The organism is Vibrio sp. 1CM23M (assembly GCF_023161755.1).
GTDB lineage: Bacteria > Pseudomonadota > Gammaproteobacteria > Enterobacterales > Vibrionaceae > Vibrio > Vibrio coralliirubri.
In genome coordinates this window covers 185,813-206,830 of the sequence record NZ_JALNTR010000006.1, presented here as the reverse complement: position 1 = coordinate 206,830, position 21,018 = coordinate 185,813, and the positions used below count along the sequence as shown (strand labels likewise).

The following is a 21,018-nucleotide window of genomic DNA, read 5'->3' as shown; positions in this document are numbered from 1 at the left end:
ATAGAGTTAAATGACGCATTTACTTACGATGCAGCACTTCTTAAACAGCTTGCTGCTTGAAACATCTGAATATCAAATTAAGGGCAACAGTATTTATGTTGATTTGAACAGTCATGGGCAATTAGAGATTCCTCTTACCTATGTATCTGCCTCAGGTCGTCATCGATATAGTGGAAAAGTACTGCTTCGAGAGCTAGATAAATTATCACAAATACCGTTTTCTCAGGCTGCTTCTTTGTTAGTTGAACGTTACTTCCCTGAAGTTGATCAAGATAAAAAAACGCTGTTTTTACAACGTGTTGAAAATTCAAATGATTATGTAACGCGGGCATCTTCCGCATTGGCTTTGCGTCAATACCAACATGATTTGAAAGGTTTTATCACATCAGAACAGGCACTTAGTGGTGGACACAGTATGCATCCAGCCCCTAAGTGTAATGAACCTCTGACCCAACAAGAGCAAGAAGCGTACTTACCTGAATTCGCTGGTGAATTCGCATTGGAATGGTTTGCCGTAAAAGAAGATAAGCTCGCTGGCGAATACGTTTCGGGGAGTATGAAATATGAACTAAAAGAAATGTTTCTGAGCTGTCACACTCAAGGTGCTTCTTCATTACCAGATGCAGACTGGGTGCCAATTCCCATGCATCCGCTGCAAGCAAGAGAGTGGCGAAAAGCACAAGCGAATTGTCAGGCTCTGCAGGCTTATACCCTTGATTTAGCTCTAAAGAGCGATGGGTGGACAGCAACATCTTCCTCACGTGCTATTTATCATCCGAATTGTAAATGGATGCTAAAGGTATCCTTACCGGTTCGTTTGACTAATTCTCTGCGCCTTATGACCGAGCCTGAAGCGAGGCGCGGCACTCAATTTAGTAAGTTGATGAAGACTGCAGCAGGGGAGGAATTAAAACAACGTTTGGACTTCGCCAATTTTATTGAAGAGCCTATGTGGTGTTCTATTGTCGGGCAGGATCAAGCGGTCCTAGATCTACCGCTGGTATGTTTTAGAGTGAACCCTTTCTTTGTTGAAGCTGAACAAGTATCTGATTCTACCGCGAGTCGCTTCCACATGTTGGCAACACTAAACCAAGACGCAGTCGGTGATAAGACTAGTGAGCTTGAACAGTGGATTCGACAGTGTGCCCAAATCCAAGGACACAGCCTTGAACTCGCAGCGAGGCACTGGATGAGCGCATTTATGGAAAAGGTCATTGCGCCAATCTGTGTCGCGCGTGCTGACTATGGCATTGTGATGCTTGCTCATCAGCAAAACTTAATGGTTGAAGTAGAGCAAGGTTTGCCTGTTGGCGTTGCGGTTCGAGACTGCCAAGGTTTTGGTTTAACGTCACTAGCAATGGATGTGTTCTCTGATGTTTTGGAACGTGAGCAACCGGAATACTTTATGGAAGCTGGAGAGCTCAACCCTTATCACGCTTACTATGTTATTGGGAACTCTCTACTAAATACGATTGCGGCCATTGGAGCGCTAGGATTTATTGATGAAACCGATTTATGGACATTATGCCGCAATCAGTTTGACGCCTTATCCAAGCTAAATCCTAAAGATGACTCTTTTTATCACTATATTCTTCACTCGCCAACCTTACGGTGGAAGCGCAATTTTATGTGCTTTTTATCGGCGTTTAATGAAGCGACGATGAAAGATCCATCAATCATTTACTGCGATGTCGCTAATCCACTTGCTTGGAAAGATTCAGAAAATGAAGGCGTACGTATCCACAAACCACTTCCTTCAGGTCGAACTGTCACAATACTTGAGCGAGAGAGTTCGGATGGGACTTTGACTTTCAGTCTCATTGAATATGGCGAAGTAGTTGCTCAATTTAATGCGGAAGTCGAAGGAGGGAAGACTGGCGCTTTAACGTGCAACACAACTGACGTCAATGATTCCATGCTTTGGTGGAGTGCTGTTGAACACACACTTTTTTCTATGGATCTAAATCGTATTAACGCGACTAATTGGCTAGGTGGAGAAAAGACGATTGAGTTCAGCGAGTTTTTAGAGTCAGCACCCATTTGGTTGCATACAGCTCAGGATTCAAAGACTCAAGTATTCACGACAGCAGAGAATGGTTCGACACATCCTATTCGACCAACTCATCCTGAAGGTATCGTTTTTCAGCGATATTACTACCACTTGAAACGTACTGTTACCTTGAGAGTAGTTGATATCGCTAGGGACTTAAACACATTCCACCGTTGGCACAATGAGCCTTCTGTTGCCCAAATGTGGGAGCTAGAGGGAGAGTTGTCGACACATCGAAACTATCTTGAGCAGCAAAAACAGGACAAACATGCCTACGGCGTGATCGGGGAGTTTGATGGTGTGCCTTTCGGTTATTTTGAAATCTACTGGGCAGCCGAAGACAGAATTGGTCCATTTTACGAATACGGATTGTTTGATAAAGGCGTACATATGCTGGTAGGCAACTTAGCGTATAGAGGGCTTCCTTACTTTGATACTTGGGGAAGGGCAGTTGTTCAATACTGTTTCATGCAGGAACCAAGAATGGAGTCTGTGGTCGGTGAACCAAGAGCCGATAACCATCGAGTGCTCAAGTTGAACTCGCGAGTAGGGATGCAAAAGTTGTTTGAATTTGATTTTCCGCATAAACGTTCAGCGTTCATTTTGTGCGGTAGAAAACGCTTCTTTGAACAGTTTGCATTTTAGATATTTGGCATTGAAAAGGGAAAATAATGAATAACGATAACAAACGTTTCGATATGGACACTATTTATGATGTGATTGGTGTCGGCTTAGGTCCATTTAACTTAAGTATTGCCGCTTTAGCTGCCCAAAAACCTGAACTAAACACGCTATTTCTAGATAAGCGTTCTCACTTTGCATGGCATCCAGGGTTGCTACTAGACGATGCAAAAATGCAAACATCATTCTTAAAAGATTTAGTGACTGCGGTAGACCCAACTAGCCCTTACAGTTTTCTCAACTATTTAGTCTTGAACAGAAAGTTCTACCCGTTTATGGCTTCGGGACAGAACACGATAGGACGTTTAGAGTTTTCAGATTATATGGGGTGGGTGGCGAATCAACTACCCAATGTAAAATTTAGCCAAGAAGTCATTCATATTGAAAACAACGATGGTTTATTCAAGGTAGTAACGGAAAACCACATCTTTTATGCAAAAAACCTTGTTATGGGAACCGGTGTTGTACCAACCGTTCCTGAATGTGCAATGCTACACATGGGCGATGAGTGCTTCCATGCCAGTGAGCTAGCTTTGCGTGCTCCTCAATTTGAAAGTAAACGAGTTGCCGTGATCGGCGGAGGGCAAACGGGAGCAGATGTTTTCCAACATAGTTTTGATCAACAGTTCGGTGCGTCATCTGAGCTTCATTGGGTGTCGAGAAGAGCGAATATCGAGGTACTTGATGAAGGTTGCTTTACTGACCAGTATTTCATGCCAGATTATGTGAATGGATTCTATCAACTTGATCAAAAAGTGAAAGATAGCGAAGTAGGGCGACAAAAGCTAACCAGTGATGGAATCACAAGCGAGTGCCTTCAGGGGATCTATCAGCGTTTGTACCATGATAAGTTTGTGTTGAGAAATAGACCATGGTGGAGCATTCAACCAAGCCGCTCCTTAATCGAGATGCAACGTGATAGCACAGGTTACCAATTGAAACTTGAACATAGCTTAACAGGCGAACTATCACAGATTACAGCGGATGTTGTTGTGATGTGCACTGGTTTTAAGCGCGTAACACCAAGCTGTTTAAACGCGTTACATGAACAAATCAAATGGGATGATGATGGGCGTCCTAAATTGGCAGAAGACTTCTCTGTAGAATGGGGCGGTGGGGAGCATAATCGTATCTATATGGTTAATACTGGTATGGGAAGTCATGGTATCGCAGAACCACAATTAAGCTTAGCGGCGTGGCGAGGTGCCAAAATACTCAACAGCGTCGCACAGAAAAATCTCTACGACCCGGTCGAGCACAGCTGTGTCGTTGATTGGGGGTTAGAGCCTAGCAAACCACAGAAAGAGCTCTGCTGATTTCGAGAAGGCCCTAAATTCTGCGTAACTCTCTAAATTCAAGTCTTTCATGCGAATGAGAGGCTTGATTGGTATGTTAACTGGGGAGGTAAATACCACTAAACTAGAGTAAGCTTCTCAATCTATAAAAGCGAGTACTTATACTGCGTCTGCCGCTTTCAGCTAAACCATCACAACCTCGGGAGTGTATCGAAGGCCTAACATCGTACACCCATCTTCTAAGTAACTGTCCGTAACCACGTCGAAACCGAATTTACCATAGTAGTCTTTAAGATGAGCTTGTGCCGAAATAAAAATTGAGCAATCAGGGTAAATCTTCCGAGTGGTATCAAAACTCACTTGCATGAGCTGGTTACCTATCTGTTTACCTCGGTATTCTTTCGCTACGATCACTCGCCCGATACATACATCATCTGCATCAGAATCGAGCAAAGGGAGAACATCTACGGGGTATCCAAGCTTCTGAGCCATAATTCGGCTGTAAGCCACTAGGTGTCCGTTCTCATAACCCATGATGTGATAGGTCTCTGGATGGTTATCTTTGCCGTCTAGGTCACTATAGGGTGTGTTCATATCCACGATAAAAATATCGACTCTTTGCTGTAAGAAATCATAGAGCTCTTGAACAGACAGATCCGCAAACTTTTTAACTCTCCACTCGATCATCACTTTTCTCCTTATTATTTTGGGCTACAACATAGAGAGTATTCAAACCGAGTTCATTAACCTTTGTTAACTGGCCATGAAACTATTCAAAATCACCACTTTAAAGCGCCACTCATTTCCCCTCGTTATTCATTTCATTCGGCTTATGTAATAGAAAGTTAAAATTGTTCGTTTTTTGGGGTTTACATCATTTAGTAATAAAGCCACTATGAATTCACGAAGAATAGACAAGTAAAGCTATTAGCTGGTTGGTTTAGGAATCAAACCTTCTGAGTGATGGCTGATTTAGAGGAAGTAATGGCAGGAAACAGTATCGGACAACATTTCCGCGTGACCACGTTCGGAGAAAGTCACGGTATCGCACTAGGATGTATCGTAGATGGGTGCCCACCAGGATTAGAAATTACCGAAGCAGACCTTCAAAGAGATTTGGATCGTCGTCGCCCTGGTACTTCTCGCTATACAACGGCTCGCCGTGAAGCGGATGAAGTGAAAATCTTATCAGGTGTATTTGAAGGCCAAACTACGGGCACTTCTATTGGTCTATTGATTGAAAATACAGACCAACGCTCTAAAGACTATTCCGAAATTAAAGACAAATTCCGTCCTGGTCATGCTGACTATACCTACCATCAAAAGTACGGTGTACGTGATTACCGTGGCGGCGGTCGCTCTTCGGCTCGTGAAACTGCAATGCGTGTTGCGGCAGGTGCAATTGCGAAGAAATACCTGAAACAAGAATTTGGTGTTGAAATCCAAGCGTACCTTTCTCAAATGGGTGATATCTCAATTGATAAAGTGGATTGGAATGAGATCGAAAACAACGCGTTTTTCTGCCCAGATGCCGACAAAGTGCCTGAGTTTGACCAACTGATTCGTGATTTGCTAAAAGAGGGCAACTCGATCGGTGCGAAGATTCAAGTGGTTGCGACTAAAGTGCCTGTAGGCCTTGGTGAGCCAATCTTTGATCGTCTAGATGCAGACATCGCGCACGCTCTAATGAGCATCAATGCGGTGAAAGGTGTTGAGATTGGTGATGGCTTTGATGTCGTTAATCAACGCGGTAGTGAACATCGTGATCCATTAACTCCAGAAGGCTTCAGCAGCAACCATGCTGGCGGTATCTTAGGCGGTATTTCTACTGGCCAAGATATTGTGGCAAGCATTGCGCTTAAACCAACATCAAGCATTACTGTTCCTGGTGACACCATCACTAAAGACGGTGAAGCAACGCAGTTAATCACGAAAGGTCGTCACGATCCGTGCGTGGGTATCCGTGCAGTGCCTATTGCTGAAGCGATGCTGGCTATCGTGCTGCTTGATCACTTGCTACGTCACCGTGGTCAAAACTTTGGTGTGACAACAGAAACGCCAAAAATCTAGTTCTGCTTCGTTTTATTCAGAACAGATTTGAAACTGATTTGATAGAAATAAAAAAGGGTTGCTTCGTAATGAAGCAACCCTTTTTATATTGTGCGTCATTGAGAATATATTATCTAATGCACCGAGCTTTCCGGATCAAGCTGGAACGAAGGTAAACGCCATTTGAATCGTACGGCCGCCATACGCAGCAAGTAGCCAACCACAAGCGTAACAATCGTTGCGGTTACGTCGTTAATGCCAAGCTCGAGCAAACCTAGGTATAAACCTGAAGCGACAAGGGCGACAGATGCATACAGCTCTTCATGCAGAACCAATGGTGTTTGACGACATATAAGGTCGCGAAGCAAACCACCAAAGACACCGGTGACGAGCGCAGACACCATGCAGATCATTGGGTGAAGACCCATGGTCATCGCTACCTTAGTACCAATGATACTGAACACGATAAGCCCTAGTGCATCCAAACGAATGAATAGCCCTTTGAGCTTGATAACCCATTTAGCCAGTCCGGTTGTAATAACACCTGCGATACAGGTGATTGCCAGATACTGCGGGTTCTCAACCCAACCTAAAGGGTAATGGCCAAGTAAGATATCTCGTACTGTACCGCCGCCAATTGCCGTTGCACTCGCAACCAACATTACACCAAACCAATCCATTTTTTGTTTGCCAGCACTGAGAGCGCCGGTCATGGCTTCTGCCGTGATGCCAATGATATACAAAACACTTAGTAGCATTGCTGTAGCTCTATAATATAGGTCTATAAATTGGAGTTTTATAGGCCATAGGGATATAAAAATGAAGCGCGAGTGTAGTAGTAAAAACGCTGATTGACGAATGAATATTTGTACCGTGAATAGGCATTTCAGATTAGCTAAACTAATCATTCACCTCAAAGTAGTGTAATCTGGGATCTGCAATCGATTGTCACAGTAAAGTATTGGGGTTAACCCAATGCCATTGCTTGTGATAGGGCTTTACCGAGCGCTTAAAAAAACGCAAAATGCCCCAGTTCTTTTACTTAAATTTAATCTTATGACGCACCAATACCCAGACATCATCGATATTTTCAATCAAACCTTTTTCGATAGCTACAATACCAAGCTCGAACTGGGTGCAGACGAGCCTATTTACCTGCCAGCCGATGAACAGATTTCTCACCACCGTATCGTATTTGCTCGCGGATTTTATGCCTCTGCCCTTCACGAAATAGCACACTGGTGTGTCGCTGGACCTGAACGTCGTTTGTTGGAAGATTTTGGCTATTGGTATGAACCTGATGGTCGAACTGAGGAGGTTCAAGCTGAGTTTGAAAAAGTAGAAATTCGCCCACAAGCGTATGAATGGATCATTGCGATGAGTGCGGGCTTTCCTTTTAATGTCAGCTGTGACAATCTACACGGCGATTTTGAGCCAGATCGTTTGGCCTTTATGAATAAAGTACACAGTGAAGTCATGGGTATCTTTGAAGCTGGTCTTCCGCCTCGCGTGAAAATGCTCTCTGAAGCATTACGCAGCTTTTACGATGTAGAACCTTTATGTACTAGCCAATTTATTGTGAAATAAGAGAATATTATGATTATCGAATTTGAAGAAAAACTACTTGAAGTAATTGATGCTCGCATTGAAAACGCATCAGACGATGAACTGTTTGCTGGTGGTTACTTACGTGGTCATATTTCTCTTTCTGTGGCTTCATGTGAAGAAGAAGGCATTGAAGATGTGGCAGAAGTAAAAGCTCGTATTGAACAGAGCCTAGACGACGCTCGCTCTGAACTAACGCCAGCAGACCGCACCATCGTTAATGACCTTTGGGTTGAGCTACAAAACCAAGCTTAATCTCGATATATTGACACTATCCGCTCAGTTCCTTCCTTTTCATTTTGCTGAGCGAACTGGTTTATTTGAGACTCGTTCGAAATTTTTGAATGAGTCCGTTCATTTCTTGTGATGGTTCCATTTTCTTACTACGTTATTCTAATCCCACTTAACGGAATTACAGAAAAGGTCACATCATGAAAGTTATCGCATTTGGCGCAAGCACAAGTTCTACTTCAATCAACAAAACACTAGCAACTTACGCAGCAAACTTGATTGAAGGTGCTGAAGTTAAAGTCCTAGACATCAACGATTACAATGTTCCTATGTTCAGTGAAGACACTGAAAAAGAGATTGGCCAAGCGGAAGGTGCTCAAGCATTCTTACGCGACCTAGCAGAAGCTGATGCGTTTGTTATCTCGTTCGCAGAACACAATGGTCACTACCCAGCAGCATATAAAAACCTATTTGATTGGGCGACACGCATTGAGCGTTCAGTATTTGGCGAGAAGCCGGCGGTTTACCTAGCGACTTCACCGGGCCCTGGCGGCGCACAAACGGTACTGGGCGCAGCGACAGGTTCTGCACCTTACTTTGGTGGTAACGTGCAAGCGTCAGTTTCAGTACCAAGCTTCTACGATAACTTTGATTTTGAATCTGGTTCTATCAGCAATGAAGAGATCGCTCTACAGATTAAAGACGCGGTTGCTAAGCTGTAAATACTGCTTCGTTTAGAACATCAGTTTAGAGCAACACGAACAACAAAAAGCCCGAGGGACATAATGTCGCTCGGGCTTTTTAGCTTTTAACTTATTAGTTTCAGATATTCAGAAATTTCAGATGTTCAGAATAGCTGAACTAGAAACTACGGGTTTGACTTAGAATGCTTGTCCGCAACCCATCCAGCCGTTAATGCCTTACCTTTACGCAGTCTGCGTACCCACATTCGACTTGGGTGAATCGCCTCAAGCACATCAACAGGCAAGGGCAGCGGATCGCCACAGATTTGTGATGCTAATACTTCAGCCAATAATGGTGCGGAGCTCAAGCCACGTGAACCTAGCCCGATAAAGCAATAAAGGTTAGGGAAGCTAGTGACCGTTTCAACATCTTCAACCGAGTCACGCTGTGGGTTGAAGTTGTGGAGATCTTGATACTGTTCCTTAATGGCTTCAAAGTCACCAACGTTTCCGACAAACGGAAGGTGGTCACGGCTTACGCTTCGGATACCTTGGCGCGCTAAGTTGTCACTGGTGTCGACATCTTTCGTCCATGCTTGGTCTGGTAGCGACCCATGTAAGCGCTCGCCATTGTGCTGCTGAACCTCAATATCAAACTCTTGGTCGATATTAGTTTTGTCGTAGTTCGCACCAATACAGTGGTGACCATTGTTTGGGTTCTGTGGCGTCAGGTAGCCATCAAAGCACAATACGGTTTTTAGTTTACTGAGATTTTCCGTGGTCGGAATATGGCTCACTTGGCCTTTAACCGGAGTCAGTGGTACTGGCTGAGTTTGTTCAAACTGAGTGAACTTGTGTCCATTCGCGACAACCACTTGGTCGTGCTTGGTTTGAACCTCACCTTGAGGTGTCTCAATTGTCAGTAACCATTGCTGCTCTGCTTCTAACCATTCAAGTTGCGTTACTTGATGTTGATAGTGTGCGCTCACTTGGTTGCTCTCTTCTAACTTGCCAATCAAGCCTTGAGTAAGCTGAAGAGGGCTTAGCCAGCCGCCCAACGGAAAGTAAACACTCTCTTTATCGACCGGTAAGCCAATTTTTTCGTTGGCTTGCTCTGGTGATAAACGTTGAATTAGGTCGGTGTGGAAGTTGCCTTCCAACATGCGGTTGAGCTTTTTAGTGGAGCCTTGATCCCACATCAAAATGTTCACGCCACACCAGCTGTGATCAAATTGGACAGACTGAGCCGCTTGATTAATAAATTGACGAGCAAACAGTAAACCTGGGCCAAACACGCGAGACACGTTCGAGGTCGCTTCACTCAACAACGGGTAAATCGCACCTTGGTTGTTACCTGAGGCATTGCCCGCAGCTTGTGGGTGTTCACAATAAAGGGTGATGTTTTTACCACGACGGCTTAGCGTTTTGGCTAATGCAGCACTGGCTACGCCACCACCAATGATCGCAATGTCTTGTGATTCACTGTGTTGAGAAAGGCCATACCAAGGTTTGATGTTGGTGTGAGCGTGCTTTTCGCCAAGTTGGCCGGCGATCATTTCTCGCTTAGTACCAAAGCCTTTGACCTTTTTCATTTCAAAGCCAGCTTCAATTAAGCCACGGCGAACAAAGCCAGCAGCGGTGAAAGTGGCGCAGCTACAATCTTGCTTAGCGAGCTTGGCCATGCCGTTGAATAGGTTTTGATTCCACATCTCTGGGTTCTTGCTCGGAGCAAAACCATCTAAGAACCAAGCATCAACCAAACCTTCACGTGGGGTTGGTACGTTAGGCATGCAATCTTTAATATCGCCAAACCACAAATCAAGCGTGATTGCACCGTCGCCCAGCACAATGCGGTGACATTCAGGTAGAGCGATAGGGTAGTGTTCTTGGAGTTGCGTCGCATACTCGGCTAATTCTGGCCACGATTGGTGTGCTTTGATGAGATCCTCTTTATTTAAAGGATATTTTTCAAAACTGATGAAATGTAACTCTTTGGTCATCGCTTGTGGGTTATCTTTAAGAAAAGCATCGAACCATTGCCAAACTGCAAGAAAGTTCAAACCTGTGCCAAAGCCGGTTTCAGCAATCACAAAGCGGCGTTGTTCATGTTCAAGCCAACGCTCTGGAAGGTGGTTTTGCTTTAAAAAGACGTAGCGAGTTTCTTCTAAACCGTTAACATTGGAGAAGTAAACGTCGTCAAATTGGTCTGAAACTGGCGTGCCAGACTCATTCCATTCCAGTTCTGCATTAGTAATTGAAGTCATAAAATCTATCATTTTGTGATTTGAAGCGATATGTTGGTAGGGATTGTACGAATTTCTAGGAAAGCTGACCACTTTTGTTAGGCTTCTTAGTTATCATCTAGCTGAATTTAGAATTATAGGAATGTCACATGAAACGAGTCGTAATCACCGGTATGGGTATTGTTTCAAGTATCGGTAACAACGTCGAAGAAGTTTTAGCATCACTGAAAGAGGGTAAATCTGGTATTACCGCTTCAGAGCAGTTCAAGGAAAATGGCTTGCGCTCTCAAGTATGGGGTAACCTAAAAATGAACCCTGCTGACCATATCGATCGCAAAAAAATGCGCTTTATGGGTGATGCAGCGGCATTCGCTTATCTTTCAATGGAGCAAGCAATTGCTGATTCTGGTTTAACTGAAGATCAAGTATCTAATGACCGCACGGGTATCGTTGCGGGTTCAGGTGGTGCTTCATCTCTAAACCAAGTAAACGCGGTAGACATCATCCGTGAGAAAGGCGTGAAGCGCGTTGGTCCATACATGGTTCCACGTACAATGGCTTCTACGGTTTCTGCTTGTCTAGCAACTCCTTTCAAAATCCGTGGTGTGAACTACTCAATGAGCTCTGCATGTGCGACATCTGCACACTGTATTGGTCACGCAATGGAGCTTATCCAACTTGGTAAGCAAGACGTTGTATTCGCTGGTGGCGGTGAAGAACTGGATTGGTCTCTGACTATGATGTTCGACGCAATGGGCGCACTTTCTACTAAGTATAACGACACGCCAGAACTGGCTTCTCGTACCTACGATGCAGACCGTGATGGTTTCGTTATCTCTGGTGGCGGCGGCATGCTAGTTATCGAAGAGCTTGAGCACGCTGTTGCTCGTGGCGCGAAAATTTACGGCGAGATCGTAGGTTACGGCGCAACTTCAGATGGTTACGACATGGTTGCTCCTTCTGGTGAAGGCGCGGTTCGTTGTATGAAGATGGCAATGCAAAACGTTGATGGCGTTGACTACGTGAACACTCACGGTACTTCAACTCCAGTTGGCGACGTGAAAGAGCTAGGCGCTATCCAAGAAGTATTTGGTGGCAACAGCCCAGCAATTTCTGCAACTAAAGCGATGACAGGTCACGCTCTAGGCGCTGCTGGCGTACACGAAGCAATTTACTCAACGCTAATGCTAGACAACGGCTTTATCGCTCCAAGCATTAACGTTTCTAACCTAGACGAAGCTGCTGCTGGCCTAGACATCGTAACTGAAGCTCGTGATCAAGAGCTAACAACGGTTATGTCTAACAGCTTTGGTTTCGGCGGTACGAACGCAACGCTAGTAATCAAAAAGTACCAAGCTTAACTGAGGCTTGAGTTACAGAGACAAGGTTAATCGTTAAAGGGTTGCGCTAGTGCAGATTCAACACGCACAGGTCACCCAGTAATAATGACCATCAGAACAAAGTTTTTAGACGTAGGTTGGTAAACGTGTTTTTTAAACATAGTTTTTAAATCTGGGTTTAGAAATTGAAAGGTTTCCAGAGCTTGACCAGTACTGACCTTGGTTAGTACTGGTTGAACAGACGCAAGACTCTGTCTCCTGGAGAGCGAGATAGGATCCTTTTGTTCTGGATGTTTGCCCGATTGTTTATTCAATCGGGCATTTTTCGTTTTAGCCGTTTGATCTTGGGTATTCACTTTGGGTTTGGTTTTTGTCTTCCAAGGTAAGGTGATTCAGCCCTTTATTTATAATGTATTCCAATTGCTACTCGACACCGTGTGTGGAATTTTGCACAATCATTTCAATTCACATTTAGGTCGATAGACCCCAACAAAAGTACTCGCCAAATGAAAATCTTAATCGACGAAAATATGCCTTACGCGGAAGCGCTTTTTAGCCAGCTAGGGGAAGTGACAATGAAGTCTGGTCGAACATTAACAGCTGACGACCTAGTTGACGTAGACGCATTGATGATTCGCTCTGTTACCAAGGTAAACGAGTCATTGATCAGCAAAGCCAATAAGCTGAAGTTTGTCGGTACTGCGACGGCTGGTATGGACCATGTTGACCAAGAATTGATGAAAGAGCGTGGCATTTTCTTTACTGCGGCGCCTGGCTGTAACAAGGTGGGTGTTGCTGAGTACGCGTTCAGTGCGATGATGGTGCTTGCGCAGCAACAAGGCTTCTCTGTTTTTGATAAAACGGTTGGTATTATCGGCTGTGGTCAAGTGGGCAGCTACTTAGCGAAGTGCCTTGAAGGTATTGGTATCAAAGTTCTGCTGAACGACCCTCTAAAACAGCAAGAGGGTGATACTCGCGAATTTACTGAGTTAGAGACTCTGCTCGAGCAATCAGACGTTATTACATTACACACGCCAATCACTAAGACGGGTGAGTATCCAACGCATCACTTGATCTGTGAGCAAGTGCTGAACAACTTACGTGCTGATCAAATTCTGATTAATGCAGCTCGCGGTCCTGTGGTTGATAACCAAGCGCTAAAAGCTCGCCTGCAAAAAGCCGATGGTTTCACTGCAGTGCTTGATGTGTTTGAGTTTGAACCTGAAGTCGACTTTGAGCTTCTTCCGTTACTCGCTTTTGCAACGCCTCACGTAGCGGGCTACGGTTTAGAGGGTAAAGCACGTGGTACCACGATGATCTTCAACAGTTATTGTGAGTTTTTAGGTACTGAACAGCGTGCGTATGCAAGCGACTTATTGCCGACAGCGCCTGTACCTCAAATGAAATTAGATAGAGCTTGGGATGAAGCAACACTGCACAATTTGACTCAGTTGATCTATGATGTGCGCAAAGACGACGCCTTATTCCGTCGCAATATCGCTACGCCGGGTTCTTTTGACAAGATGCGTAAAGAATATTGGGACCGCAGAGAGTACAGTGCAGTCGAGTTAACGGGCGACGAATCTTGTAATTTAACGCCGTTATCTAAACTCGGTTTTATGGTAAAGCCAACTTTATAAAAGAGAGAAACAATGAGCCAAGAATTTAATATTGCTATTTTAGGTGCGACTGGTGCGGTTGGTGAAACCATTCTTGAAGTACTTAAAGAGCGTAAATTCCCTGTCGGTGAAATGCACTTACTAGCAAGTGAACGTAGTGAAGGCAAAACTTCCCGTTTTAACGGCAAAACAATACAAGTACAAAACGTAGAAGACTTCGATTGGTCTCAAGTACATATTGCGTTTTTCTCTGCAGGTAGCGAGCTTTCAGAGCGTTGGGCTCCAATTGCGGCTGATGAAGGTGTTGTTGTTATCGATAACACATCACGCTTCCGTTACGAATACGATGTTCCTCTGGTTGTGCCTGAAGTGAACCCTGAAGCGATTGCTGAGTTCCGTAACCGTAACATCATCGCGAACCCTAACTGCTCGACTATCCAAATGGTAGTAGCGCTAAAACCAATTCACGATGAAGTGGGCCTTGAGCGTATTAACGTTTCAACTTACCAATCTGTGTCTGGTGCAGGTAAGCCAGGTATCGATGAGCTAGCGGGTCAAACGGCTAAGCTTCTTAACGGTATGCCAGCTGAAAATTCAGCGTTCTCACAACAAATCGCTTTCAACTGTATTCCTCAAATCGATGAATTTACAGAGAACGGCTACACGCGTGAAGAGATGAAGATGGTTTGGGAAACTCAAAAAATCTTTGCTGACTCTTCAATCACAGTGAACCCGACTTGTGTTCGTGTACCAGTATTCTACGGTCACGCAGAATCTCTACACATTGAAACTCGCGCACCAATCGGTGCAGAGCAAGTGGTTCAGCTTCTAGAGAACACAGAAGGTGTTGAAGTATTCCAAGCGCTAGATTTCCCAACTCAAGTTCGTGATGCAGGTGGTAAAGACCACGTAATGGTTGGTCGTATTCGTAACGACATCAGCCATCACAGCGGCGTGAACATGTGGGTTGTCGCTGATAACGTTCGTAAAGGCGCAGCAACCAACGCAGTTCAAATCGCTGAAGTTTTGATTCGCGATTACTTCTAAGCTTTATTGCTTTGATAAACAAGCCTCACTCTTTAGTGGGGCTTTTTTAATCGATTAAAAATATTGTTAGTCAAATTGTGTGAAATTGCTGCGAATATTGTTGCTGCAACACATTTTTTGTTTTCATCTCTATAGTTTTACGTCATTTATCCGATATATTTAATAGATCATCACTTTTCCGAATTTAAGCACCTAGCTGAGCCTTTTATGTTTCAAATTTTCAAGCCGTGGTTAATGCCTTTTGCCTTTATCATTGCGACTCAGATTTCCGTTGTTCGTGCAGATTCCATTCGAGTTGTAGGGCCTAATGGCCAGATACAATCAGCGCCTACGTTTTCAGAACCACTTCAAAGAGCGCAATCGAATAGCGCTGAGCCTTCACGTTTCTATGGTCCGACTCGTGGCTCAGAAACATTGTGGTCTATTGCTTCAAAGTTACGCCCTGATAACTCCGTCTCAGTCCAACAAACTCTGTTGGCTATTTATCGCTTAAACCCACAAGCGTTTGAAAACCAGAATATCCATAGCCTGCTGCCTGCCAGTAATTTACGAGTGCCTTCTTTAGAGCAAGCGCGTGCAAGCTCGACGCAGCAAGCTATCAACATCATGAACTCACATCTTGCTAAGCTTGATGCTCCTACAAGTAAGCCTGTCGCTTCAAAACCAAAAGCGTCGAGCTCTGATGCAAAAAATGTTGCTCCTGCTAAGCAAGTAAGCACTACTGAAACCGCTAAAAAGCCATTGTCTCCAACTCAATCATCTCTAGCTCAATCTGTTCCAACCCAAGAGATGAACAAGTTAGAGAAGCAGCTAGAGCTTTCAGAAACTGAACTGCTGTCACTTGAAGAGAAAAACCACCAACTTCGTTTGATGTTATCGAATGTTCAATCGGAAGTGGATGAGCTAAAAACTGAGCTCAGCGATGAAGATCGTATTCGTAGCGAAGTGGAAAAACTGCTTGATGAAGAGCGCAGAAAGAACGCTGAAATTGAAAAAATGGCACCAAGCGCCATGGACGAACTGTTATCGAATGGTTGGTTAGTAGCGGCTCTGGCGATTATTCCAGGTCTGCTCATTGGTTTGATCGTTGTGATGCTGTTAGGCCGTCGTTCTAAAAATGATGAGCAACAGCAGACGACTCAAGAACAACCGCTCCAGTCAGAACCAAGTACCGTTGCACCTATTACATTGGGCGACGAGATGGACGACCTTAACGAGTTGTCTTTAGACGATGACTTGTTTGGTACGGAAGATGACGCCAACAAGCTGTTTGACGATCAAGCGCTAGCTGAAGAAGACGATGTCTTTGCCGGCTTAGATGAATCTGATCTCGATTTCAATTTAGATGGTGAAGACGATGACCCATTTGCCAGCATTGGCGAAAACGGCGATTTAGACACCAACTTCGACGATCTAGATTTAGACAGCAGCAACGGCATTAGTGTTAATGGCGAAGAGAAAGCGCTTGGTCTTGAAGAGATGGAGCGTGCGCTAGACAAAACTGCGGAAAGCGCCGTCGATACTGATGATGTCGACTTCGACCTTTCTGATGATAACGCAATGTCTGCTGATGACATTGAAGCTTTACTATCTCAAGAGTCTGAAACTGAAGATCTCGGTTCCAACGAGCTAGACCAATCTTTATTAGATGATCTGTTTGCTCTTGATGACGAAGATGATGACAGCTTCGATATTGATGCTCTGATTTCGGAAGAGCAAAGTGATTCGCCTTCTAGCTCTGAAACACCAGCAAGCGATGATTTTGACATCGATGCGCTTATCTCTGAGCAACAAAGTGAGACCAAGCCTGCTGATTTGAGTAATGACGACTTTGATATTGATGCTCTAATCTCTGAACAACAGTCCCCTGAGCCTGAGCCTGCGTCACCAACAGCGAATGATGATATTGATGACATCTTTGCCCAAGTTGCCGCTCAGAACGATCAAGCGAATGACCCTTTCAACCTCGATAGCGACGATGAGATTGCCACTAACCTAAACAGTGGTTTGGCGTCTGATGATGATATCGAAAACATTCTGTCTCAGTTCGATAAGCCAATCGTAGATGAAGAACCTCAAGACAGCGTTGATCTGCTTGATGAGCAATTGGCAGGAGATGACGTTGATCTAAGTAACTCGACCGACCTTCTTGATGAAATGTTGGAAGACGAATCGGGTGATGAGTCTGAAAGTGAGCCTTTAGGCTTTGATTCTCTGTCTGAACTGGAAGAGCTCTCTGGTTTATCGACCGATGATGACATAAACATTGCAGAAGACAGCACGGAAACCTTGGATGAATTGATAGGTGATTCTGACGATGATGATTTCGAACTCGACGCCGAAAGTACCGACTTACTGGATGATTTCCTTGATAGTGAGTTGTCAGATGATGAGCTTTCAGCGGATGCACCAAAATCAGAATCTCTAGACCCGTTTGATGACTTACTGACAAGTGGCATTGAAGACGAGCTTGAATCTGAAGATAAGACATTTGATAAAGAGTTAGACGCAGCCTTTGGTTTTGACAACGCTAACGATGATCCTGCAAATAACTCTGACGTTGAGCTTACTTCGTTAACCTCTGAAACATCTGAAGTTGAGCCTGAGCAAGCATCGGACATTAGTGAAACACCACAACCTGAAGTCGTTACTGATGAATCGTTAGATTCTGAAATGACTCAAGAAAGTTCTGACATTAAGCCAGAAAATGATGAAGCCTTTAATCGTGATGGTTTTATCGATGATTTGTTCGGTGTCGCACCGGCAACGGATGCTTTGCTTGATGACTCGCTAGAAACAACAGACGAAGCGTTGATTGATGAGTTAATGACTTCTGATGACAATGATTTGTTGCCAGCAATAGAAGAGCCTGTTGAACCATCAATTGACAATACGGTTGAACCAGAGCAAGCGTCTCTTTTAGACAGCGACGAAGTATCAGCGCAAGAAACTGCATCATCGGTTGAAGATGATGAACTGGATATCGACTCGCTGTTATCTGAGAATTCTGATTTTAACAAACCAGATTTTGAAGAGCGAGTTCAAGAAGCAACCGCACAACAAGAACCAGAACCAAAAGAAGCCGACGTACAAGAGCAAGCTTCGCCATCGTCTTTGAACGATATCTCTGAAGATGAAGAAGAAACGGTTGAAGACTGGTTAGCTGAAGCCATCGACGATGTAGAGTCGCCAGCGAACATTGACTCTGATTTTGACTTTGAGCCTAAAATTCAAGGTAGCGACGAATTTGAAGATGTCGTTGAATCCTTGCCAGAGCCAGAGCCAGAGCCAGAGCCAGAGCCAGAGCCAGAGCCAGAGCCAGAGCCAGTTCGAGCTGCAAATATGCCAGAGATCATTCCAAATGAATTCGGTGTACCACAAGACGACGATTGGCTGATTGAAGACGAGGCGTCTGAACCAGAAGTATTAGCGGAAACTGACGTAACACCAGAGCTAGTGACACCAGTCGCTGAACCTCAGTTAGATGCTGAACCGCAAGTTGAAGCTACACCACAAGCGGAAGTAGCAGAACAAGCTGAAGTTCTAGGACAAGAAGGCGAAGAAGAATTCTCGTTTGATGACTTTGAACTACCAGAGTTTGGTGAAGAAGACACACTAGCGGAAGCTGATGCTGAATCAACAGCAGAACCAGTAACGCCAGCTATTGATGCTCAACCAAGTGTTGAACCTCAAACTGAAGCCCAAGTTATAGCTCAGGCGCGAGACGACGAAGAGTTTTCGTTTGATGATTTCGACTTACCAGAGTTTAGTGAAGAAGACGCACTAGCGGAAGCTGATGCTGAATCAACACCAGAGCCAGCAACGCCTGCTATAGACTCTCAATCAAGTGTTGAATCGCAACCTACCGCTGAGCCTCAGCTAGATGCTGCACCACAGGCTGAAACTGCGCAACCAGAAAGCGAAGAAGAGTTCTCGTTTGATGATTTTGAGCTGCCAGAGTTCGGTGAAGAAGATGCACTAGCTGAAGTGGTGAGTGAACCGGATGAAGCACAGTTAGAGCAAGACTTATCTGATGGCACAGAGAACTTCGAATTCGATGACCTTGATCTGCCTGAATACGATGAAGAGAGTGCGAAAGCCGATTCTGTCTTAGACGATATTGAGCAAAGCAGTGCTGAACCAGTAGCAGAAGATGAAGGCGTACAGTTCGATGAGCTTGATTTACCAGAGTACGGTGAAGACGAAGCGATCTCTGATGCGTTTGCTGAGAAGCCAACACCACTGACTTCTTTCAGCCCACAAGGCGAAGAGCAAGATGCGTTGCATGATCTGTTCTCAAATCCGCAGAGCTACAGTCAGGCTGATGATTTCTCGAATGCTGAAGACTCTGAACCGGCTGGCTTTGCACAGCCAGAACAATCGCTGAGCGCGGCTTCAGAGCCAAACTCAACGCCTGCATCGGTTCAAGATGAGCCACTAGAAGGCTTTGATGACTTTGATGAGACAGCATTGGCTGAGTTGCTTTCTGAAGATGTTCAAGACTCTGTCGACAACATGTTCGATAAGCCATTGGACGCAACTTCGATTGATAGCGCAGGGCTAGATATTGACGCAATGCTTGACGTTGGCGGCGAAGACTGGAAAGGCTTTAACCTAGCGCCAGAGCAACAATCGAGCATGCATAATGATGTGCCTGATGACCAACAAGAGATTTGGGCGTCGGCTGAACAGCAAGCTGAACCGAAGATCAAAGAAGAGAATTGGGCTCAACAAGACAACCTAACCGAATCAGGCAACAGTCGTGATAAGCAGTACATGACGATTGATGAACTGATGGCTCAAGTCGAGCAAGAAGGTGAAGAAGTCATTAATCCAGACGATGAAGAGCTTAAACTGGATGTTGGTTTAAACGAATTCCCTGATGTTATCGGTGATATTGGCAATTATGATGTCGACAGCAATGCAGAAGCTGCGGGTAAGCTTGATTTGGCCAAAATCTACATCGAGATGAGTGACTCGCAAGGGGCAATTAAGCTTCTAGAAGAGGCAATCGTTGATGGCAGCGATGATATTCGTCGAGAGGCAAAAAATCTTATCGATACGTTAAACGGTCGATAAATTGACAAATCAGAAGGGTAGCGTTGGCTACCCTTTATTTTAAGGCGATGCAGAGCACTATTGTTTGATTTGGTTTTTAAGAAGCATCGTCTCGGTCGATGCTGATTGTTTATTTAAGTTTTAGCTCCATCCTATTTGGGCTAGCACTGATTTCCGTATATACTTCTCGCCCATTTTCAAAGAGAACAAGAACATGAAAATTGCTTTAGGTATTGAATATAACGGTACCCACTACTTTGGTTGGCAGCGCCAACGAGACGTGAAAAGTGTCCAAGAAGAATTGGAAAAGGCTCTTTCAGTTGTCGCGAATCACCCTGTAGAAGTTATGTGCGCAGGTCGTACAGATGCCGGTGTTCACGGTACGGGACAAGTCGTTCACTTTGAAACTAATGTCGATCGTAAAATGGTGGCATGGACAATGGGCGCGAATGCCAACATGCCAAAAGATATTGCGGTTCGTTGGGCGACAGAAGTGAATGAGGATTTCCATGCTCGTTTCTCGGCAACAGCTCGCCGTTATCGCTACATTATCTTTAACCATGCACTACGCCCAGGCATTTTGAATTCAGGCGTGAGCCATTATCATGGTCACCTTGATGAGAAAAAAATGCATGAAGCGGGTCAGTACTTGTTAGGCGAGAACGACTTCACTTCATTCAGAGCGACACATTGTCAATCTCGTAGCCCATGGAGAAACATGATTCACTTGAACGTGACTCGTCATGGACACTACATTGTGATCGATATTAAAGCGAATGCGTTTGTTCACCACATGGTGAGGAATATTACTGGTAGCCTTATTGCCGTAGGTAAAGGTGAGCAGAAACCAGAGTGGATCCAGTGGCTTTTAGAAGCTAAAGATCGAAAAGTAGCCGGCGCGACGGCAAAAGCGGAAGGTTTGTATCTGGTGGATGTTGATTATCCTGAACATTTTGAGCTACCACGAGAGCCAATTGGCCCTCTATTTTTACCGGATAATTTGAACTAAATGTGAGACTTAGGTTCAAAAATTATTACGGTTTAGTGCGTAAGATAGTCCCAGAAAATAGGTACAACCAGTTTTTTATCTACAGTCGCTGTTTTATGTGCTTTAATT

General features: G+C 44.5%; 14 protein-coding genes. 11 read left to right on the top strand and 3 right to left on the bottom strand.

All coding sequences use genetic code 11. The features are described 5' to 3' along the window. Positions 1-10: 10 nt before the first annotated feature. On the top strand, positions 11-2,695 hold the full coding sequence (locus tag MSG35_RS17990; protein ID WP_248384669.1) for a GNAT family N-acetyltransferase: 2,685 nt from the start codon (positions 11-13) through the stop codon (positions 2,693-2,695). A 26-nt stretch (positions 2,696-2,721) separates the two neighbouring features. Continuing rightward, positions 2,722-4,047: a SidA/IucD/PvdA family monooxygenase gene (locus MSG35_RS17985; protein WP_248384668.1), complete on the top strand. Its 1,326-nt coding sequence runs from the start codon at positions 2,722-2,724 to the stop codon at positions 4,045-4,047. A gap of 162 nt (positions 4,048-4,209) precedes the next feature. On the opposite strand, the gene MSG35_RS17980 is transcribed toward MSG35_RS17985, so the two are convergent. After that, positions 4,210-4,713 carry a GNAT family N-acetyltransferase gene (locus tag MSG35_RS17980; RefSeq protein ID WP_081230100.1) on the bottom strand — a complete coding sequence of 168 codons (504 nt, stop codon included), beginning with the start codon at positions 4,711-4,713 and terminating at the stop codon, positions 4,210-4,212. A 297-nt stretch (positions 4,714-5,010) separates the two neighbouring features. On the opposite strand from MSG35_RS17980, the gene aroC reads away from it, so the two are divergent. Continuing rightward, positions 5,011-6,096: a chorismate synthase gene (gene aroC / locus MSG35_RS17975; protein ID WP_004734182.1), complete on the top strand. Its 1,086-nt coding sequence runs from the start codon at positions 5,011-5,013 to the stop codon at positions 6,094-6,096. Between the two features lie 113 nt (positions 6,097-6,209). On the opposite strand, the gene MSG35_RS17970 is transcribed toward aroC, so the two are convergent. Then, entirely contained in the window at positions 6,210-6,833 is a 624-nt protein-coding gene (locus MSG35_RS17970; RefSeq protein ID WP_004734183.1) for a trimeric intracellular cation channel family protein, read from the bottom strand. A 298-nt stretch (positions 6,834-7,131) separates the two neighbouring features. Here MSG35_RS17970 and MSG35_RS17965 point away from each other — a divergent pair, with 298 nt between their 5' ends. The 3 genes from MSG35_RS17965 (at position 7,132) to MSG35_RS17955 (ending at position 8,633) form a co-directional block, all read left to right on the top strand. Continuing rightward, on the top strand, positions 7,132-7,662 hold the full coding sequence (locus MSG35_RS17965; RefSeq protein ID WP_248384688.1) for an elongation factor P hydroxylase: 531 nt from the start codon (positions 7,132-7,134) through the stop codon (positions 7,660-7,662). 9 nt (positions 7,663-7,671) lie between these two features. After that, complete coding sequence (locus MSG35_RS17960) at positions 7,672-7,935, top strand: YfcL family protein (RefSeq protein WP_017063425.1); 264 nt, start codon at positions 7,672-7,674, stop codon at positions 7,933-7,935. 176 nt (positions 7,936-8,111) lie between these two features. Continuing rightward, positions 8,112-8,633, top strand: coding sequence for an NADPH-dependent FMN reductase (locus tag MSG35_RS17955; protein ID WP_017070306.1), 522 nt, complete (start codon positions 8,112-8,114; stop codon positions 8,631-8,633). A gap of 146 nt (positions 8,634-8,779) precedes the next feature. Here the strand turns inward: MSG35_RS17955 and mnmC are convergent, their stop codons facing one another. Beyond that, positions 8,780-10,858, bottom strand: a complete 2,079-nt coding sequence (mnmC, locus tag MSG35_RS17950; protein ID WP_248384667.1) for a bifunctional tRNA (5-methylaminomethyl-2-thiouridine)(34)-methyltransferase MnmD/FAD-dependent 5-carboxymethylaminomethyl-2-thiouridine(34) oxidoreductase MnmC — start codon at positions 10,856-10,858, stop codon at positions 8,780-8,782. 128 nt (positions 10,859-10,986) lie between these two features. Between mnmC and fabB the strand changes: the two genes are divergently transcribed. From fabB to truA, 5 genes are all read left to right on the top strand, one after another. Next, on the top strand, positions 10,987-12,198 hold the full coding sequence (gene fabB, locus MSG35_RS17945; RefSeq protein ID WP_017062353.1) for a beta-ketoacyl-ACP synthase I: 1,212 nt from the start codon (positions 10,987-10,989) through the stop codon (positions 12,196-12,198). Between the two features lie 485 nt (positions 12,199-12,683). Next, positions 12,684-13,817, top strand: a complete 1,134-nt coding sequence (locus tag MSG35_RS17940; protein WP_248384666.1) for a 4-phosphoerythronate dehydrogenase — start codon at positions 12,684-12,686, stop codon at positions 13,815-13,817. Between the two features lie 12 nt (positions 13,818-13,829). Continuing rightward, positions 13,830-14,843, top strand: coding sequence for an aspartate-semialdehyde dehydrogenase (locus tag MSG35_RS17935; protein ID WP_017062350.1), 1,014 nt, complete (start codon positions 13,830-13,832; stop codon positions 14,841-14,843). A 207-nt stretch (positions 14,844-15,050) separates the two neighbouring features. Next, a complete protein-coding gene (locus MSG35_RS17930; protein WP_248384665.1) occupies positions 15,051-19,922 on the top strand; it encodes a FimV/HubP family polar landmark protein in 4,872 nt (1,623 codons plus the stop codon). Positions 19,923-20,115: 193 nt separating this feature from the next. Next, entirely contained in the window at positions 20,116-20,910 is a 795-nt protein-coding gene (gene truA / locus MSG35_RS17925) for a tRNA pseudouridine(38-40) synthase TruA (RefSeq protein WP_004734161.1), read from the top strand. Positions 20,911-21,018: the final 108 nt, after the last annotated feature.

What these genes read in the sequence shown, in the direction of transcription:
- MSG35_RS17990 (WP_248384669.1), top strand. Translation starts at nt 11, where the DNA reads ATGACGCATTTACTTACGATGCAGCACTTCTTAAACAGCTTGCTGCTT.
- MSG35_RS17985 (WP_248384668.1), top strand. Translation starts at nt 2,722, where the DNA reads ATGAATAACGATAACAAACGTTTCGATATGGACACTATTTATGATGTG.
- MSG35_RS17980 (WP_081230100.1), bottom strand. Translation starts at nt 4,713, where the DNA reads ATGATCGAGTGGAGAGTTAAAAAGTTTGCGGATCTGTCTGTTCAAGAG.
- aroC (WP_004734182.1), top strand. Translation starts at nt 5,011, where the DNA reads ATGGCAGGAAACAGTATCGGACAACATTTCCGCGTGACCACGTTCGGA.
- MSG35_RS17970 (WP_004734183.1), bottom strand. Translation starts at nt 6,833, where the DNA reads ATGCTACTAAGTGTTTTGTATATCATTGGCATCACGGCAGAAGCCATG.
- MSG35_RS17965 (WP_248384688.1), top strand. Translation starts at nt 7,132, where the DNA reads ATGACGCACCAATACCCAGACATCATCGATATTTTCAATCAAACCTTT.
- MSG35_RS17960 (WP_017063425.1), top strand. Translation starts at nt 7,672, where the DNA reads ATGATTATCGAATTTGAAGAAAAACTACTTGAAGTAATTGATGCTCGC.
- MSG35_RS17955 (WP_017070306.1), top strand. Translation starts at nt 8,112, where the DNA reads ATGAAAGTTATCGCATTTGGCGCAAGCACAAGTTCTACTTCAATCAAC.
- mnmC (WP_248384667.1), bottom strand. Translation starts at nt 10,858, where the DNA reads ATGACTTCAATTACTAATGCAGAACTGGAATGGAATGAGTCTGGCACG.
- fabB (WP_017062353.1), top strand. Translation starts at nt 10,987, where the DNA reads ATGAAACGAGTCGTAATCACCGGTATGGGTATTGTTTCAAGTATCGGT.
- MSG35_RS17940 (WP_248384666.1), top strand. Translation starts at nt 12,684, where the DNA reads ATGAAAATCTTAATCGACGAAAATATGCCTTACGCGGAAGCGCTTTTT.
- MSG35_RS17935 (WP_017062350.1), top strand. Translation starts at nt 13,830, where the DNA reads ATGAGCCAAGAATTTAATATTGCTATTTTAGGTGCGACTGGTGCGGTT.
- MSG35_RS17930 (WP_248384665.1), top strand. Translation starts at nt 15,051, where the DNA reads ATGTTTCAAATTTTCAAGCCGTGGTTAATGCCTTTTGCCTTTATCATT.
- truA (WP_004734161.1), top strand. Translation starts at nt 20,116, where the DNA reads ATGAAAATTGCTTTAGGTATTGAATATAACGGTACCCACTACTTTGGT.